Source organism: Oscillibacter sp. 1-3, assembly GCF_000403435.2.
Lineage (GTDB): Bacteria > Bacillota > Clostridia > Oscillospirales > Oscillospiraceae > Oscillibacter.
In genome coordinates, this window is the sequence record NZ_KE159710.1 from 346,224 (window position 1) to 361,047 (window position 14,824).

The 14,824-nt window shown below is 55.6% G+C and carries 20 protein-coding genes; 11 read left to right on the plus strand and 9 right to left on the minus strand.

Annotated features, from left to right (window positions below):
• Nucleotides 1-284: 284 nt before the first annotated feature.
• From C816_RS17515 to C816_RS17540, 6 genes are all read left to right on the plus strand, one after another.
• Nucleotides 285-1,454, plus strand: a complete 1,170-nt coding sequence (locus tag C816_RS17515) for a MalY/PatB family protein (RefSeq protein WP_016323751.1) — start codon at nt 285-287, stop codon at nt 1,452-1,454.
• A 124-nt stretch (nt 1,455-1,578) separates the two neighbouring features.
• A complete protein-coding gene (locus C816_RS17520; protein ID WP_016323752.1) occupies nt 1,579-1,965 on the plus strand; it encodes a RidA family protein in 387 nt (128 codons plus the stop codon).
• A 13-nt stretch (nt 1,966-1,978) separates the two neighbouring features.
• Entirely contained in the window at nt 1,979-2,557 is a 579-nt protein-coding gene (locus C816_RS17525) for a 2-oxoacid:acceptor oxidoreductase family protein (protein ID WP_016323753.1), read from the plus strand.
• Nucleotides 2,554-2,862, plus strand: coding sequence for a 4Fe-4S binding protein (locus C816_RS17530; protein WP_016323754.1), 309 nt, complete (start codon nt 2,554-2,556; stop codon nt 2,860-2,862). The genes C816_RS17525 and C816_RS17530 overlap by 4 nt, the downstream gene beginning before the upstream one ends.
• Before the next feature lie 16 nt (nt 2,863-2,878).
• Entirely contained in the window at nt 2,879-4,057 is a 1,179-nt protein-coding gene (porA, locus tag C816_RS17535; protein WP_016323755.1) for a pyruvate ferredoxin oxidoreductase subunit alpha, read from the plus strand.
• A gap of 17 nt (nt 4,058-4,074) precedes the next feature.
• Nucleotides 4,075-5,007, plus strand: a complete 933-nt coding sequence (locus C816_RS17540) for a thiamine pyrophosphate-dependent enzyme (RefSeq protein ID WP_016323756.1) — start codon at nt 4,075-4,077, stop codon at nt 5,005-5,007.
• A 22-nt stretch (nt 5,008-5,029) separates the two neighbouring features.
• Here the strand turns inward: C816_RS17540 and C816_RS17545 are convergent, their stop codons facing one another.
• The 9 genes from C816_RS17545 to C816_RS17585 all read right to left on the minus strand — a co-directional run bounded on the left by C816_RS17545 (nt 5,030) and on the right by C816_RS17585 (nt 11,251).
• A complete protein-coding gene (locus C816_RS17545) occupies nt 5,030-5,335 on the minus strand; it encodes a hypothetical protein (RefSeq protein ID WP_040655999.1) in 306 nt (101 codons plus the stop codon).
• A gap of 264 nt (nt 5,336-5,599) precedes the next feature.
• Entirely contained in the window at nt 5,600-6,532 is a 933-nt protein-coding gene (locus tag C816_RS17550; RefSeq protein WP_016323756.1) for a thiamine pyrophosphate-dependent enzyme, read from the minus strand.
• Nucleotides 6,533-6,549: 17 nt separating this feature from the next.
• Complete coding sequence (gene porA / locus C816_RS17555) at nt 6,550-7,728, minus strand: pyruvate ferredoxin oxidoreductase subunit alpha (protein WP_016323755.1); 1,179 nt, start codon at nt 7,726-7,728, stop codon at nt 6,550-6,552.
• Nucleotides 7,729-7,744: 16 nt separating this feature from the next.
• Complete coding sequence (locus tag C816_RS17560; protein ID WP_016323754.1) at nt 7,745-8,053, minus strand: 4Fe-4S binding protein; 309 nt, start codon at nt 8,051-8,053, stop codon at nt 7,745-7,747.
• Nucleotides 8,050-8,628 (minus strand): 2-oxoacid:acceptor oxidoreductase family protein, encoded by a 579-nt coding sequence (locus C816_RS17565; RefSeq protein ID WP_016323753.1) that lies wholly within the window; start codon nt 8,626-8,628, stop codon nt 8,050-8,052. The genes C816_RS17560 and C816_RS17565 overlap by 4 nt, the downstream gene beginning before the upstream one ends.
• A gap of 116 nt (nt 8,629-8,744) precedes the next feature.
• Nucleotides 8,745-9,131: a RidA family protein gene (locus C816_RS17570; protein ID WP_016323757.1), complete on the minus strand. Its 387-nt coding sequence runs from the start codon at nt 9,129-9,131 to the stop codon at nt 8,745-8,747.
• Between the two features lie 13 nt (nt 9,132-9,144).
• Entirely contained in the window at nt 9,145-9,564 is a 420-nt protein-coding gene (locus C816_RS17575; RefSeq protein ID WP_016323758.1) for an aconitase X swivel domain-containing protein, read from the minus strand.
• Nucleotides 9,565-9,566: 2 nt separating this feature from the next.
• Nucleotides 9,567-10,859: an aconitase X gene (locus C816_RS17580; RefSeq protein WP_016323759.1), complete on the minus strand. Its 1,293-nt coding sequence runs from the start codon at nt 10,857-10,859 to the stop codon at nt 9,567-9,569.
• A 77-nt stretch (nt 10,860-10,936) separates the two neighbouring features.
• Nucleotides 10,937-11,251, minus strand: a complete 315-nt coding sequence (locus C816_RS17585) for a DUF1904 family protein (protein ID WP_016323760.1) — start codon at nt 11,249-11,251, stop codon at nt 10,937-10,939.
• A gap of 582 nt (nt 11,252-11,833) precedes the next feature.
• On the opposite strand from C816_RS17585, the gene C816_RS25725 reads away from it, so the two are divergent.
• The 5 genes from C816_RS25725 to C816_RS23000 all read left to right on the plus strand — a co-directional run bounded on the left by C816_RS25725 (nt 11,834) and on the right by C816_RS23000 (nt 14,789).
• The gene (locus C816_RS25725; RefSeq protein WP_081646402.1) at nt 11,834-11,959 is read left to right on the plus strand and encodes a MerR family transcriptional regulator; all 126 of its coding nucleotides are present in this window, start codon (nt 11,834-11,836) and stop codon (nt 11,957-11,959) included.
• A 120-nt stretch (nt 11,960-12,079) separates the two neighbouring features.
• Nucleotides 12,080-13,279 (plus strand): site-specific integrase, encoded by a 1,200-nt coding sequence (locus C816_RS17590; protein WP_016323761.1) that lies wholly within the window; start codon nt 12,080-12,082, stop codon nt 13,277-13,279.
• 161 nt (nt 13,280-13,440) lie between these two features.
• Nucleotides 13,441-13,917, plus strand: coding sequence for a low molecular weight protein-tyrosine-phosphatase (locus C816_RS17595; protein WP_016323762.1), 477 nt, complete (start codon nt 13,441-13,443; stop codon nt 13,915-13,917).
• A 6-nt stretch (nt 13,918-13,923) separates the two neighbouring features.
• Nucleotides 13,924-14,484 carry a KilA-N domain-containing protein gene (locus C816_RS17600; RefSeq protein WP_016323763.1) on the plus strand — a complete coding sequence of 187 codons (561 nt, stop codon included), beginning with the start codon at nt 13,924-13,926 and terminating at the stop codon, nt 14,482-14,484.
• Nucleotides 14,385-14,789, plus strand: coding sequence for a KilA-N domain-containing protein (locus C816_RS23000; RefSeq protein WP_081646403.1), 405 nt, complete (start codon nt 14,385-14,387; stop codon nt 14,787-14,789). Before C816_RS17600 ends, C816_RS23000 begins: the two co-directional genes overlap by 100 nt.
• Nucleotides 14,790-14,824 lie beyond the last annotated feature (35 nt).

Genomic DNA, 14,824 nt, shown 5'->3' on the forward strand with positions numbered 1-14,824 from the left:
TAATAGAGAGCCACGCTGAATATCGAGATATTTGTGATTGTCTGAATCAATAGACCATTCTCATTTCAAATTGATAATTTGCTGATTATCTTGCGATTGATAGAAACTTACTTGTGTTTTTTGCCGCCGCCGGATACACTTGACTTAACAAAGGCGGCCTCATACACGCAGCCGGCCATGGCTTTGCTGCTGCGGGACTGCGGCCCGCATAATCGCGGACACCCGCCCAGAAGACCTTGAAACCACCAATAACCACCAAATGCTAAATGACGGAGGATGAGACCATGAGCTACTGCTTTGACCAGTTGAAAGACAGAAGGAATTCCGGCTGCACCAAGTGGAACGTCAAGGAAAATGAACTGCCGATGTCGATGGCAGACATGGACTTTGAAACCGCGCCTGAAATCAAGAAGGTCTTTGCCGACCGGATAGAGCACGGCGTGTTCGGCTATGCCGACTTGCCGGACACCTGGTATGACGCCTATATTGATTGGTGGGCCGCACGTCATCAGTTCAACATCCAGCGGGACTGGCTGATATACAGCGCCGGTGTGATCCCCACCATTTCCAGCGTCATCCGCAAACTGACCACCCCTGCCGAAAAGGTGGCGGTGCTGACACCCTCCTATAACATTTTTTATAATTCCATCCTCAATAACGGCCGTGTGGTGGCAGAATGCCCGCTGTGCTGCCATGAAGGTACATATGACATTGATTTCGCCCTGCTGGAGGAAACGCTGTCCGATCCCCAAGTGTCCATTTTGGTACTGTGCAATCCCCACAATCCCGTGGGAAAGATCTGGGGGCGGGACACATTATTGCAGATTACCGCCCTGTGCCGCAAATACGGCGTGCTGGTGCTCTCTGATGAGATCCACTGTGACCTGACAGACCCCGGTAAAGAATACATTCCCTATGCCAGCATTTCCCCTGATGCAGCGCAGATCAGCATCACCTGCGTGTCCCCCACCAAGGCCTTCAATCTGGCAGGCATCCAGAGCTCTGCCGTCATCGTACCCAACCCTGTCCTGCGTCATCGGGTATGGCGCGGCTTGAACACCGACGAAGTGGGCGAGGCCAGCATTCTGGGTGCTATTACCCCGAACGCGGCCTTCGGCCAGGGCGGCGCGTGGCTTGACGCGCTGCGGCAGTATGTGTTTGAAAACAAGTCCTACGTGCGGGATTATGTGGCCCGGCAAGTGAAAGAGGTGCGGATAACGCCCTCCGAGGCCACGTATCTTCTGTGGCTCGACTGCCGGGCCGTTTCCGAGCATTCCACACCGCTGGCCGGCTTTCTAAAAGAGAATACCGGACTGATCCTTATCGACGGCGCCGGCTATGGCCAGGGCGGCGACGGCTTTCTGCGGATCAATCTGGCCTGTCCCCGCTGCACGGCGGAGGACGGTATGGAGCGTTTTGTCCGCGGCGTCTGGGCCTTCCTGGAGCAGAAATAGCCTCTTCGGTTTTGAAAACCGTCTGTCCGACAGCGCAGCGCGTTTGGACGCCGGCGCCCCCATATGGCCGGCGATGGCGTTCAGGCCAATCGGTCCATTATCATAAACAATAGGAGGATTTAATATGAAAACAGTATTTACTCCCAAGGCTCCCGCGGCTATCGGGCCCTATTCTCAGGCAATTGGGACCGGTGATTTCCTTTTCATATCCGGGCAGACCGGCCTAGTGCCCGGCACCGGAGAAGTCTCCGGCAATACCGTTGACGCCCAGGCGGAACAGTGCTGCCAGAATGTGCAGGCAATCCTGGAGGCCAACGGCATGGGATTTGAAAATGTGGTTAAAACCACTTGTTTTCTGGCTGATATGGCGGACTTTTCGGCGTTCAACGCCGTGTACGAAAAGCACTTTGTCAGTAAGCCCGCCCGGTCCTGTGTGGCGGTGCGGGAGCTGCCGAAAAAACTGTTATGCGAAATTGAGGTCATTGCTGTTAAGGATGAAACGCTTCGATGAAAGGAGAAAGCGCATGAAAGACATAGTAGAAATCCGGTGGCATGGCCGAGGAGGGCAGGGAGCAAAGACGGCGTCCCTGCTGCTGGCGGATGCCGCGTTCAACACGGGGAAATACGTCCAGGGCTTCCCGGAGTACGGCCCGGAGCGGATGGGAGCGCCCATCACCGCCTATAACCGCATCAGCGCTGAGCGGAGCACAGTCCACTCCAATATCTACGAGCCGGATTATGTGGTCGTCGTGGACGAGACCCTGATCTCCGCGGTGGACGTAACAGCCGGCCTCAAAAAAGAGGGCGCCGTCCTCATCAACTCCAGCAAATCCCCGGAAGAGCTGCGGCCCCTGCTCGAGGGCTACGAGGGCCGGGTCTGCACCATCGACGCCGGCAGGATTTCCGAGGAGGAGCTGGGAAAGAACTTCCCCAACACCCCCATGCTGGCGGCGATTGTCAAGGTCAGCGGGGTGGTGGACGCCGAACAGTTCGTCAAGGATATGGAGGCGTCTTTCAAGCACAAGTTCGCCGCCAAGCCCCAGGTCATCGAGGGGAATATGCGGGCGCTCAAACGTTCGATGGAGGAGGTCAAGGAAGGATGAGCCATTCAGCGAAGGAAATGACCCCGCAGGTCACGTGGAAGGACATCACCCCCGGCGGCGCCATCTTTGAGGGCGGCACGTCCCAGGCCGTGGAGACCGGCGACTGGCGGACCGTGAAGCCGGTGCTGGATAAGGACAAGTGCAGACAGTGCCTGCTGTGCGCGCCGGTGTGCCCGGATATGTCCATCCCCGTGGGCGGGGACGGCAAGCGCCAGGACTTCAATTACTTTTTCTGCAAGGGCTGCGGCATCTGCGCCAATGTCTGCCCCTTCGGGGCCATCGCCATGGTCAAGGCCGAGAAGTAAGGAGGGGTAAGGAGAAATGAGTATCAGAGAAAGACTGTCCGGCAACGAGGCCGTAGCCTACGCGATGAAGCAGATCAACCCCGGCGTCATGGGCGCGTATCCCATCACGCCCAGCACCGAGATTCCCCAGTACTTCTCCGCTTACGTGGACAACGGGGAGGTAGACACAGAATTCATCGCCGTGGAGTCCGAGCACAGCGCCATGTCCACCTGCATCGGCGCGGAGGCGGCGGGCTGCCGGGCAATTTCCGCCACCAGCTCCTGCGGCCTCATCTACATGGCCGAGATGCTGTATGTGGCGGCCAGCGACCGCCTTCCCATCACTCTGGCGGTTTCCTGCCGGGCCCTCAGCGGCCCCATCAACATCAACAACGACCACTCCGACGCCATGGCGGTGCGGGACTCCGGCTGGCTGATGCTGTTTGCCGAGACGAACCAGGAGGCTTACGACAATTACCTCCAGGCCATGCGCATCGGCGAGGCGGTGAGCCTGCCCATCATGATCTGCCAGGACGGCTTCATCACCTCCCACGCCATCGAGAACATCGAGCTGGAGGAGACGGAGGCGGTGCGGAAGTTCGTGGGCGAGTACAAGCCGGCACACTTCCTGCTGAACAAGGACGAGCCCATGGCCGTGGGTCCCTACTCCACGCCCGTTTACTATATGGAGACCAAGCGCCAGCAGGCCCAGGCCATGCTGGACGCCAAGAAGGTCATTAAAGACGTGGCCGACGAATTCGCCGCCTGGACAGGCCGTCAGTACGGGCTCATCGAGACCTGCGAAATGGACGATGCGGAGACGGCGATCATCATCATCGGCTCCTCTGCCGGCACGGCCCGGGAGACCATCAAGCAGCTCCGCGCTCAGGGTAAGAAGGTCGGTATGATTAAAATCCGCTCCTTCCGTCCCTTCCCGGCCGAGGAAATCGCCGAGGCGCTGAAAAACGTGAAGGCCTTCGCCGCCATGGACAAGGACGACAGCTTCAACGCCCACTGCGGCCCCATCTTCGCGGAAACCTGCGCGGGGCTGTACGCCAATGGAATCAGCGGCCCCAAGGGCATCAGCTATATCTACGGCCTGGGCGGCCGGGACGTGCGCGTGGAGAGCATCCGGCACGTGTTCGCGGACCTGGAGAAGATTGCCCAGACCGGCGAGGCGGGCGAGACGTACCGCTATCTGGACGTGCGCGAGTAAAGGAGGGAACCGTCAAAATGGCCTATAATCTGAAAGAAAATGTCATGAAAGAGGACCGCTTTACCGGCGGTCACCGGATGTGCGCGGGCTGCGGCTGCCCTATCGCGGTGCGGACGGTGCTGCGGGCGCTAGAGCCGGAGGACCACGCGGTGGTCTGCTCCGCCACCTGCTGCCTGGAGGTCTCCTCCTTCATGTATCCCTATACGTCTTATAAAGACAGCTTCATTCACAACGCCTTCGAGAACGCGGCGGCGACCCTGAGCGGCGTGGAAACCGCTTACCACGCCATGAAGAAGCGGGGCAAGATCGACAGCACCTACAAATTCATCGCCTTCGGCGGCGACGGCGGAACCTACGACATCGGCTTCCAGAGCCTCAGCGGCGCCATGGAGCGGGGACACGACATGGTGTATGTCTGTTACGACAACGAGGCGTACATGAATACCGGCATTCAGCGCTCCAGCTCCACGCCGAAGTTTGCCGACACCACCACCACTCCGGTGGGGAAGGCAGTCCCCGGCAAGCCCCAGCAGAAGAAGAACCTGACGAAAATCATGGTGGCCCACGGGATTCCCTATGTTGCCCAGACCACCTTCATTGGGAACTTCAAGGACATCACGGAGAAGTCCCGCAAGGCGGTCTATACCCCCGGCGCGGCGTTTTTGAACGTCATGGCCCCCTGTCCCCGGGGCTGGCGGTATCCCAGCGAGAAGCTGATGGAGATCACCAAGCTGGCCGTTGAGACCTGCGTGTGGCCGCTGTATGAGGTGATCGAGGGCAGGTACATCCTCAGCTACAAGCCGAAGAACAAGCTCCCTGTCACGGAGTATCTAAAGGTTCAGGGCCGCTTCGCCCATATGTTTAATCCCGGTAATGAGTGGATGATTGAGGAGGTCCAAAAAGAAGTCGACAAAAACTGGGAGGACCTTCTCAAGCTCTGCGAGTTATAAATCTGCTTACCTTCTATTCTCTCTAAAAGGCTGCCAGGGTCTCGGATCTTCCGGGGCCCTGGCGGTCGTTATGGACCCGTCTAGGCGGCAATTGTTCCATAGGCGGCTGTTTATCCGGAAGTGGGTATATCCCCAACTGGTGTTTTGACGGATCAGCGACCAGGAAATGCAAGCGCGGCGGCATTGCTGCCGCTAAAATTGGCAGGTAATATCCTTTTTCTCCACACTCTGTGGCGAAGGGCCTGTAATTAGCGAGACCATCGAGAAAAGCAACCCCGGATTCGACTTCTTCTTTGAGAAAGACGAGGATACCCAAACCACGCAGCACACGCATTTTCCTTGACAAAACCAGCTTTTTCTCTGGCTAAAATACCAGGTACAGACATCTATTTCTTTCGCTCTGTTTCCTGAAAATCAACCCCATTGAAAATTTCAGGATCTGGCTCAAACATTTTTTGTGTTAAATCCTTCCGGCCGCCTGTTCTCTTACGGTGACGATATTATGGAAAGCTTTGGAGATATAACGACCGCCAGGGCCCCGGAAGATCCGAGACCCTGGCAGCCTTTTAGAGAGAATAGAAGGTAAGCAGATTTATAACTCGCAGAGCTTGAGAAGGTCCTCCCAGTTTTTGTCGACTTCTTTTTGGACCTCCTCAATCATCCACTCATTACCGGGATTAAACATATGGGCGAAGCGGCCCTGAACCTTTAGATACTCCGTGACAGGGAGCTTGTTCTTCGGCTTGTAGCTGAGGATGTACCTGCCCTCGATCACCTCATACAGCGGCCACACGCAGGTCTCAACGGCCAGCTTGGTGATCTCCATCAGCTTCTCGCTGGGATACCGCCAGCCCCGGGGACAGGGGGCCATGACGTTCAAAAACGCCGCGCCGGGGGTATAGACCGCCTTGCGGGACTTCTCCGTGATGTCCTTGAAGTTCCCAATGAAGGTGGTCTGGGCAACATAGGGAATCCCGTGGGCCACCATGATTTTCGTCAGGTTCTTCTTCTGCTGGGGCTTGCCGGGGACTGCCTTCCCCACCGGAGTGGTGGTGGTGTCGGCAAACTTCGGCGTGGAGCTGGAGCGCTGAATGCCGGTATTCATGTACGCCTCGTTGTCGTAACAGACATACACCATGTCGTGTCCCCGCTCCATGGCGCCGCTGAGGCTCTGGAAGCCGATGTCGTAGGTTCCGCCGTCGCCGCCGAAGGCGATGAATTTGTAGGTGCTGTCGATCTTGCCCCGCTTCTTCATGGCGTGGTAAGCGGTTTCCACGCCGCTCAGGGTCGCCGCCGCGTTCTCGAAGGCGTTGTGAATGAAGCTGTCTTTATAAGACGTATAGGGATACATGAAGGAGGAGACCTCCAGGCAGCAGGTGGCGGAGCAGACCACCGCGTGGTCCTCCGGCTCTAGCGCCCGCAGCACCGTCCGCACCGCGATAGGGCAGCCGCAGCCCGCGCACATCCGGTGACCGCCGGTAAAGCGGTCCTCTTTCATGACATTTTCTTTCAGATTATAGGCCATTTTGACGGTTCCCTCCTTTACTCGCGCACGTCCAGATAGCGGTACGTCTCGCCCGCCTCGCCGGTCTGGGCAATCTTCTCCAGGTCCGCGAACACGTGCCGGATGCTCTCCACGCGCACGTCCCGGCCGCCCAGGCCGTAGATATAGCTGATGCCCTTGGGGCCGCTGATTCCATTGGCGTACAGCCCCGCGCAGGTTTCCGCGAAGATGGGGCCGCAGTGGGCGTTGAAGCTGTCGTCCTTGTCCATGGCGGCGAAGGCCTTCACGTTTTTCAGCGCCTCGGCGATTTCCTCGGCCGGGAAGGGACGGAAGGAGCGGATTTTAATCATACCGACCTTCTTACCCTGAGCGCGGAGCTGCTTGATGGTCTCCCGGGCCGTGCCGGCAGAGGAGCCGATGATGATGATCGCCGTCTCCGCATCGTCCATTTCGCAGGTCTCGATGAGCCCGTACTGACGGCCTGTCCAGGCGGCGAATTCGTCGGCCACGTCTTTAATGACCTTCTTGGCGTCCAGCATGGCCTGGGCCTGCTGGCGCTTGGTCTCCATATAGTAAACGGGCGTGGAGTAGGGACCCACGGCCATGGGCTCGTCCTTGTTCAGCAGGAAGTGTGCCGGCTTGTACTCGCCCACGAACTTCCGCACCGCCTCCGTCTCCTCCAGCTCGATGTTCTCGATGGCGTGGGAGGTGATGAAGCCGTCCTGGCAGATCATGATGGGCAGGCTCACCGCCTCGCCGATGCGCATGGCCTGGAGGTAATTGTCGTAAGCCTCCTGGTTCGTCTCGGCAAACAGCATCAGCCAGCCGGAGTCCCGCACCGCCATGGCGTCGGAGTGGTCGTTGTTGATGTTGATGGGGCCGCTGAGGGCCCGGCAGGAAACCGCCAGAGTGATGGGAAGGCGGTCGCTGGCCGCCACATACAGCATCTCGGCCATGTAGATGAGGCCGCAGGAGCTGGTGGCGGAAATTGCCCGGCAGCCCGCCGCCTCCGCGCCGATGCAGGTGGACATGGCGCTGTGCTCGGACTCCACGGCGATGAATTCTGTGTCTACCTCCCCGTTGTCCACGTAAGCGGAGAAGTACTGGGGAATCTCGGTGCTGGGCGTGATGGGATACGCGCCCATGACGCCGGGGTTGATCTGCTTCATCGCGTAGGCTACGGCCTCGTTGCCGGACAGTCTTTCTCTGATACTCATTTCTCCTTACCCCTCCTTACTTCTCGGCCTTGACCATGGCGATGGCCCCGAAGGGGCAGACATTGGCGCAGATGCCGCAGCCCTTGCAGAAAAAGTAATTGAAGTCCTGGCGCTTGCCGTCCCCGCCCACGGGGATGGACATATCCGGGCACACCGGCGCGCACAGCAGGCACTGTCTGCACTTGTCCTTATCCAGCACCGGCTTCACGGTCCGCCAGTCGCCGGTCTCCACGGCCTGGGACGTGCCGCCCTCAAAGATGGCGCCGCCGGGGGTGATGTCCTTCCACGTGACCTGCGGGGTCATTTCCTTCGCTGAATGGCTCATCCTTCCTTGACCTCCTCCATCGAACGTTTGAGCGCCCGCATATTCCCCTCGATGACCTGGGGCTTGGCGGCGAACTTGTGCTTGAAAGACGCCTCCATATCCTTGACGAACTGTTCGGCGTCCACCACCCCGCTGACCTTGACAATCGCCGCCAGCATGGGGGTGTTGGGGAAGTTCTTTCCCAGCTCCTCCTCGGAAATCCTGCCGGCGTCGATGGTGCAGACCCGGCCCTCGTAGCCCTCGAGCAGGGGCCGCAGCTCTTCCGGGGATTTGCTGGAGTTGATGAGGACGGCGCCCTCTTTTTTGAGGCCGGCTGTTACATCCACCGCGGAGATCAGGGTCTCGTCCACGACGACCACATAATCCGGCTCGTAGATATTGGAGTGGACTGTGCTCCGCTCAGCGCTGATGCGGTTATAGGCGGTGATGGGCGCTCCCATCCGCTCCGGGCCGTACTCCGGGAAGCCCTGGACGTATTTCCCCGTGTTGAACGCGGCATCCGCCAGCAGCAGGGACGCCGTCTTTGCTCCCTGCCCTCCTCGGCCATGCCACCGGATTTCTACTATGTCTTTCATGCGCTTTCTCCTTTCATCGAAGCAAACCTTCTGAAAAAGTACAGGTCTTGCGCTTTTCGTCCCGTATTGCAGGTGACTGTACTCCGCTGTTGTCCAAGACAATCCGGATGGATCGCTCAGCGCAAAACAACCACTGCGCTGATTTCCACATCCAGGCCGCCCCAGACGCCAGCTTCTACGCACTGCCGCGCGGGAGGGTTCTCGGAATTAAAATATCGCCGGTAAACAGCGTCCATCTCATTAAAATCCTTCAAATCCCGCATGAAGATGTTGGTTTTGATGATATGTTCCATTGTGAGACCCATGTCTTCCACAATGTTTTTCAAATTTTCCAGTATTAACCGCGTCTGCTCTGCCACGGAAGTTCCCGTTATGACTTCGCCGCCGGCCTCTTGGGAGATCAGTCCGGAAACCCAGGCGGCTCCCAGAGCGTCCGATTTGCTGACCTGCGCAATCCAGCTGGAAGGCCGCGGAGCGCTGGGGGTTGACCATGCTGACTTCATAAATGGTTTTCTCCTACCTTTTTGTGACGACTACTTCACCGGTGCCGCCATCTAATTCCACCCAGTCCCCTGTCTTAATCGCTGTGAAAAGGTCGACACTTGCCGGAAAATCCGCCACGGCGGGGACCTCCAGGGCCGCAGCAGCTACGCCGCAGCGAGAGTCGATGTTTGAGAACAGCCAGCCTGCCGGGGAAAAACCGGCGACAGCGGCAGAGTGGAAATGCCCGGACCAGCCGGTGGAGCCCTTTCCATAGGGGATTACGAGGATCTTGCCCTGTATGCTTTTTCCAAATTCCGGGTGCCCCGCCTCAATAATGCAGCCGGTTTCCTCACTCACTCCGGCCCAGCCCTGGATGCTGTGGGGACAGACCAGGGCTTCTCCGGCAGCCCTGCCAGGATAGGCCGGACGTCCTTTTAACTTCAACCGTTCCATACTCACGTCTCCCATCTTCCTTGAATGGCGGCCTCCACGCACTGCGCCGTGCTGCCGTAAAACACTTTGCAGTTTCTGCCGTTTAAGTCGGAATGGACATAGTGGGACTGCTTCGCGCCGTCGGCGGCAAAGCCTGTGGTCACAATGTCATAAGCGGTTCGGGCAGCAACCATTGGGCAGGAGCTGTTGAGAAGATACGCTCCCGCGTCCCGGATGATCTGCGCGTAGCCATTGACCTCCGCCAAATGCTGCATTGTCATGTCCGTCCAGATTTGCAGCCGGACCCCATCGGCGACCTTTCGCCCTTTCAGCAGCATCGCCACATTGCGGATCTCCTCCAGCGTATAGTGGGGGCAGCCCAGCGTCACCAATTGTACATCAGCGGAGCCCTCGTCGCAGACTTCCGCAAGAGAATTGTCACAATCCCGCTGCGTGAGCGTGATCTGTGCGGCGGGCCGGCGGCCCATCAGAGCGGCTTCCAGCGTGGGAGCTTCCGCAGTGCAGCCTACAATATGGCAGATTTCGCAGCCGCTGGTAGTTGCCAGAGAACTAAAAAACTTCTTCAGTTTGTTCACATCGGGACGGTGAAAATTCCCGGTCAGGACCGGCCTGGCATTGCCGTCCGTCAAAAGCCGCCCCAGCGCATGTCCCATGAGGTCCCAATCCACGGCGGACTCGCTCCTGCACTGTACGTCGATCACATGCGTGGCATAACGGTTTTCAAGGATATGATTTCCCCACAGCGGCGTTCTGCCGCAGATCGCCGACCAGGCGGAGGCCTCCAGACCGTCGGCATTGGCGCAGGCGCCATAGACCGAATTGCAGAAAAGAATATTGCTGGATTCCGTGGATACAAAATGCTCACCCCGCAGGGGAATCCAGCCGCTGAGGTACGGGGTGCAGCTTCCGGCGATGCTGACTCCGACATCCCTCGTCAGATCGAGGAATCTACGGTTCTTCTCGTACACTTCCCTCGAGAGATTTACCGGCTCATAACAGAACTGGTCGCAGGCGCCCACGCAGGTCTGCGTAAAGCAGGTATCGCAAAATTTCTCCAAATGATACTTTTGATCACTGCACAGAACCATTCTGGAAAAAATCTCATCGTAATCTTCGGATTTCACCGCATCCAAATAGGCGTGATAGCCAAAATATACGGTGGCCTTTGTGACTTCGCACAGTTCCTCCGCGCCCAGGGCGTTGGCGTAATCGACAATCTTTCGGATGGCACGCTGCTTAAAAGGCCCCATCTCCCCATCCAGCATTTTCTGCTCGTATTCTGTAAGTTTTACCACACGTTTCACCTTCTTCATTTTGTAGACATCACCCGGCGGTCAAGCTCCCCTCGTCCGGCTTTGACTCGCGGCCCTTCTTAATAATGCTCGTTGTTTTCATAGAAGTGACTGCCAGGAAATTCTGTAAAAGTAACCTGAACAAAATCCTTACCCTTGGTTTTCATCAGCTGAGTCAGTGCGCCTGCTACATTGTCGCAGAGCTCCTGGGGGCGATGCATCCAGTAGACGTCCACCGCCACCTCCTCCGGCGCGTCTACCCGGCACACGGGAGAGTAGAAGACTTTTACATGCTCCTCTTTCACTTGGGCGGCGTCGACAACGGCCTTTTTCAGCTCCGTGCTCATTCCGCGGAGCTCCTGGGAATCGATTCCCCGAACAGTGATATGCGGCATAAAATTTCCTCCTTATAAAATTTTATATCTGTGATTTTTATTTTACAACAAATTCTCAAAATGCAAAGATGGTATATTGACGGTTTTTTATAAAAAAATTTGTAGAATAATACAATTTGAAATTGAAAACCAAGGGACTGCAGTGGTTTTATCGGTTCAAAAAATTTTATAAATGAAAATGGTTGATTATCTCAAAAAGGCCTTGATTTACGGGCATATAAGCAGGATTCTAAGCCGAATTTACTACTTTTAAGGGAAAGATCCTTGATATGCGCGGAATCCTGCAAGCCCCAATATCAGCACAGCATTGAAAGAACAAATGAAAACTGAATATGACATGGACACGGCGTTTCTCTATCCCATAACAGGGAGAACAGGAACGCCGCTTTTTCATACCCTCATGTTGCGCAATAGAAGCCCAAAGAGCCTTACTGCAAGCGGCTTTGTGGACGTGTTTTTGCAGGAGGATTTATACCTAACCCCGGCAAAATGGCGTTCTATTGCGTAACATACCCCAAGCAAAAGACGCTCTGAAGCTATGCAAGAGAATCACAACCGAATTTGCCCGATATTGGAAATCCAATGCAATTAAATAAAGATATACTAAATACTGATTTGGACGCTGGCTTTGTCATTCAGAATGGCGTGAAAATCCTTATCAAACGCCAGCGATTTGAGCAGTTTTTGGATGAGCTGTCGTCAATTTAAGCGCCGCACTTTGCGAAAAGTTTCAAGAAAGCGGTCAGATTGATATGGAAAATGAGCCTCGGTTATGGTATAATATAATTATATCGTGCCGAGGCTCTTTTCACAGAAAGGAGCATAGACGTGAGCGAAAAGCGACGTGACAGCAAGAACCGCATTCTTCGCAGCGGAGAGAGCCAACGCAAAGACGGACGATATGCGTACAAATACATCGACACCACCGGCAAGCCACAGTATGTTTACAGTTGGAAGCTGGAAGCCACGGACAGCACGCCCCAGGGCAAACCAGACGGGCTTTCCCTGCGGGAAAAGGAGAAGCAAATCCGGCGGGACATTGAGGACGCCATTATTCCCCGCGGCGGAGAGATGACCGTTCTGGATTTGGTGAAGAAGTACCTCTCCCAGAAAACCGGCGTCCGGCACAACACAGAAGCCAACTATAACTTTGTCCTCAATATCATCAAGAAAGAGGACTTCGGCAGACAGCGCATTGACCGGGTGAAGCTGTCCGACGCCAAGTGCTGGCTTATCAAGTTACAGCAGGACGGCAGGGGGTACAGCTCCATCCACTCTATTCGGGGCGTTGTCCGGCCTGCGTTTCAGATGGCTGTGGACGATGATTTGATACGCAAAAATCCCTTTGAGTTTCAGCTTGCCACCGTTGTTGTCAACGACAGCGTGACAAGGGAAGCGATCACAAGGAAACAGGAGCGGGCATTTCTGGAATTTGTAAAGGGTGACAAGCACTTTTCCCGGTACTATGATGGCATTTATATCCTGTTCAAGACGGGGCTTCGCATTTCGGAGTTCGTAGGGCTGACGCTGGCTGATCTGGACATGGAGAACCGCAAAATCAGCGTCAACCACCAGCTTCAGCGAAAGCGGAATATGGAGTACATCATTGAGGACACGAAAACTGCCAGCGGGACGAGGGAAATCCCCATGACGGACGATGTGTACCAGTGCTTCCAGCGCATTATCGCCAGCAGGCCAAGGCCCAAAACCGAGCCGATGATTGGCGGAAGGTGCGGCTTTCTGTATTTGGATAAGGACGGCAAGCCGATGGTGGCGCTTCACTGGGAGCATTACTTCAAGCACATCTGCCAGAAATACAACAGCATCTACAAGGTGCAGATGCCCAAAGTCACCCCGCACGTTTGCAGGCACACATTCTGTTCCAACATGGCAAAGAGCGGCATGAACCCCAAGACGCTGCAATACCTCATGGGCCACTCGGATATGGGCGTCACGCTGAACACCTACACCCACCTGGGCTTTGAGGACGCGCAGGCGGAGCTGGAACGGGTTGCCAGCGGCGGGTAGTAAAACGGGATAAGCACCCTTGATTTACTACCTTTCCTACTACTTTTGGGGTCAAAGCTGTGCTATTTTATGCCGGGATATGCCAAGAGAATGAGCAGAAGAAACTGCCGCAAAACACCTGCGAGGCCCGGAATATCAATACTTTCAAGAGGTTTCAGGATATGACAAGAATTTTGTTCGTCTGCCACGGCAACATTTGCCGCAGCCCGATGGCCGAGTTTGTAATGAAGGACCTGGTGAAACAAGCGGGGCTGGAGGGCCAATTCCAAATTGCCTCTGCCGCCACCAGCACCGAAGAGATCGGCAATCCGGTCTACCCTCCCGCCCGTCGGAAGCTGGCGGAACACGGAATCAGCTGTGCCGGGAAAACCGCCCGGCAGCTCACAAGGGCCGACTATGCCCGGTACGACCTCCTGATTGGCATGGATCGGGCTAACATCCGCAATATGAACCGTATCTGCGGCGGCGATCCGGAGGGGAAAATCAAGCTGCTGCTGGACTTCATGGACCGCCCCGGCGATGTGGCGGACCCCTGGTATACGGGTAACTTTGACACCACTTGGCGAGATGTGCTGGAAGGCTGCCAAAAGCTGTTAGAGCGTATTTCAAATCTAAGTGCGGGAAGAAATCAGAGGTAATGCCGTATGAGTTGTTCCCCAAAAAACGCAATTATAACTGTCCAGAACATCCCCGTGACAATTCTCAACTTGGATCAGCGGGAATACATCAGTCTGACCGATATGGCAAAAGCCCGCACAGATTCCTCCAGAGCCGCAGATGTAATCAAAAACTGGCTGCGTGCCCGTTCCACGTTGGAATTTTGGGGAACATGGGAGATTCTTTATAACCCAGATTTTAAAGTGGTCGAATTCGACCACTTTAAAATCTGGGTGGGACTGCATACATTCACACACAGCACAAAAGAGTGGATTGAGCAAACGCACGCCATCGGAATGTATGTACAGTCTGGCCGGTATGGGGGAACTTACGCCCATAAAGATATTGCCTTTGAATTTGGCTCCGCAATCAGTCCCGTATTTAAACTTTATCTCTTGAAAGAATACCAGCGCCTGAAAGAAGACGAGAATGACTGTCTCAAGCTGGAGTGGAACGCAAAGCGGTTCTTAGGCAAGAGCAAGATGAAAATTATGTTTCCCTTACCAAGATCGCCCAGGCTCAAAGCGAAGATTCACCGGGATATGTGATTCAAAGTTGGCTGCGGAGTGGTAACACATTGGCATTTTTGAACTTATGGGAGAAAGAGAATAATCCTGACTACAGTGAGGCCGGTTATATGGAACTGCTGGAGAAAAAGAAAGCGGCTTCATTTACGCTGACGCCAAAGCTGTGGATCGACAGAACAAAAGCGATTGGCATTTTTTCTAAGCAAGGCAAATCTGGAGGGACCTTTGCGCATCCGCTGATTGCCTGTGAGTTTGCTTCATGGCTTACTCCAGAGTTCAAAATGCTGTTGTTGAAATTGTCTTTGAATCGAGGCAAATTAAACTAAAAGTTTTATTTGATGTAGGAATCAGCGATGATGTG

Coding starts and splice junctions, on each gene's coding strand:
- C816_RS17515 (WP_016323751.1), top strand. CDS start 285: ATGAGCTACTGCTTTGACCAGTTGAAAGACAGAAGGAATTCCGGCTGC.
- C816_RS17520 (WP_016323752.1), top strand. CDS start 1,579: ATGAAAACAGTATTTACTCCCAAGGCTCCCGCGGCTATCGGGCCCTAT.
- C816_RS17525 (WP_016323753.1), top strand. CDS start 1,979: ATGAAAGACATAGTAGAAATCCGGTGGCATGGCCGAGGAGGGCAGGGA.
- C816_RS17530 (WP_016323754.1), top strand. CDS start 2,554: ATGAGCCATTCAGCGAAGGAAATGACCCCGCAGGTCACGTGGAAGGAC.
- porA (WP_016323755.1), top strand. CDS start 2,879: ATGAGTATCAGAGAAAGACTGTCCGGCAACGAGGCCGTAGCCTACGCG.
- C816_RS17540 (WP_016323756.1), top strand. CDS start 4,075: ATGGCCTATAATCTGAAAGAAAATGTCATGAAAGAGGACCGCTTTACC.
- C816_RS17550 (WP_016323756.1), bottom strand. CDS start 6,532: ATGGCCTATAATCTGAAAGAAAATGTCATGAAAGAGGACCGCTTTACC.
- porA (WP_016323755.1), bottom strand. CDS start 7,728: ATGAGTATCAGAGAAAGACTGTCCGGCAACGAGGCCGTAGCCTACGCG.
- C816_RS17560 (WP_016323754.1), bottom strand. CDS start 8,053: ATGAGCCATTCAGCGAAGGAAATGACCCCGCAGGTCACGTGGAAGGAC.
- C816_RS17565 (WP_016323753.1), bottom strand. CDS start 8,628: ATGAAAGACATAGTAGAAATCCGGTGGCATGGCCGAGGAGGGCAGGGA.
- C816_RS17570 (WP_016323757.1), bottom strand. CDS start 9,131: ATGAAGTCAGCATGGTCAACCCCCAGCGCTCCGCGGCCTTCCAGCTGG.
- C816_RS17575 (WP_016323758.1), bottom strand. CDS start 9,564: ATGGAACGGTTGAAGTTAAAAGGACGTCCGGCCTATCCTGGCAGGGCT.
- C816_RS17585 (WP_016323760.1), bottom strand. CDS start 11,251: ATGCCGCATATCACTGTTCGGGGAATCGATTCCCAGGAGCTCCGCGGA.
- C816_RS25725 (WP_081646402.1), top strand. CDS start 11,834: ATGCAATTAAATAAAGATATACTAAATACTGATTTGGACGCTGGCTTT.
- C816_RS17595 (WP_016323762.1), top strand. CDS start 13,441: ATGACAAGAATTTTGTTCGTCTGCCACGGCAACATTTGCCGCAGCCCG.
- C816_RS17600 (WP_016323763.1), top strand. CDS start 13,924: ATGAGTTGTTCCCCAAAAAACGCAATTATAACTGTCCAGAACATCCCC.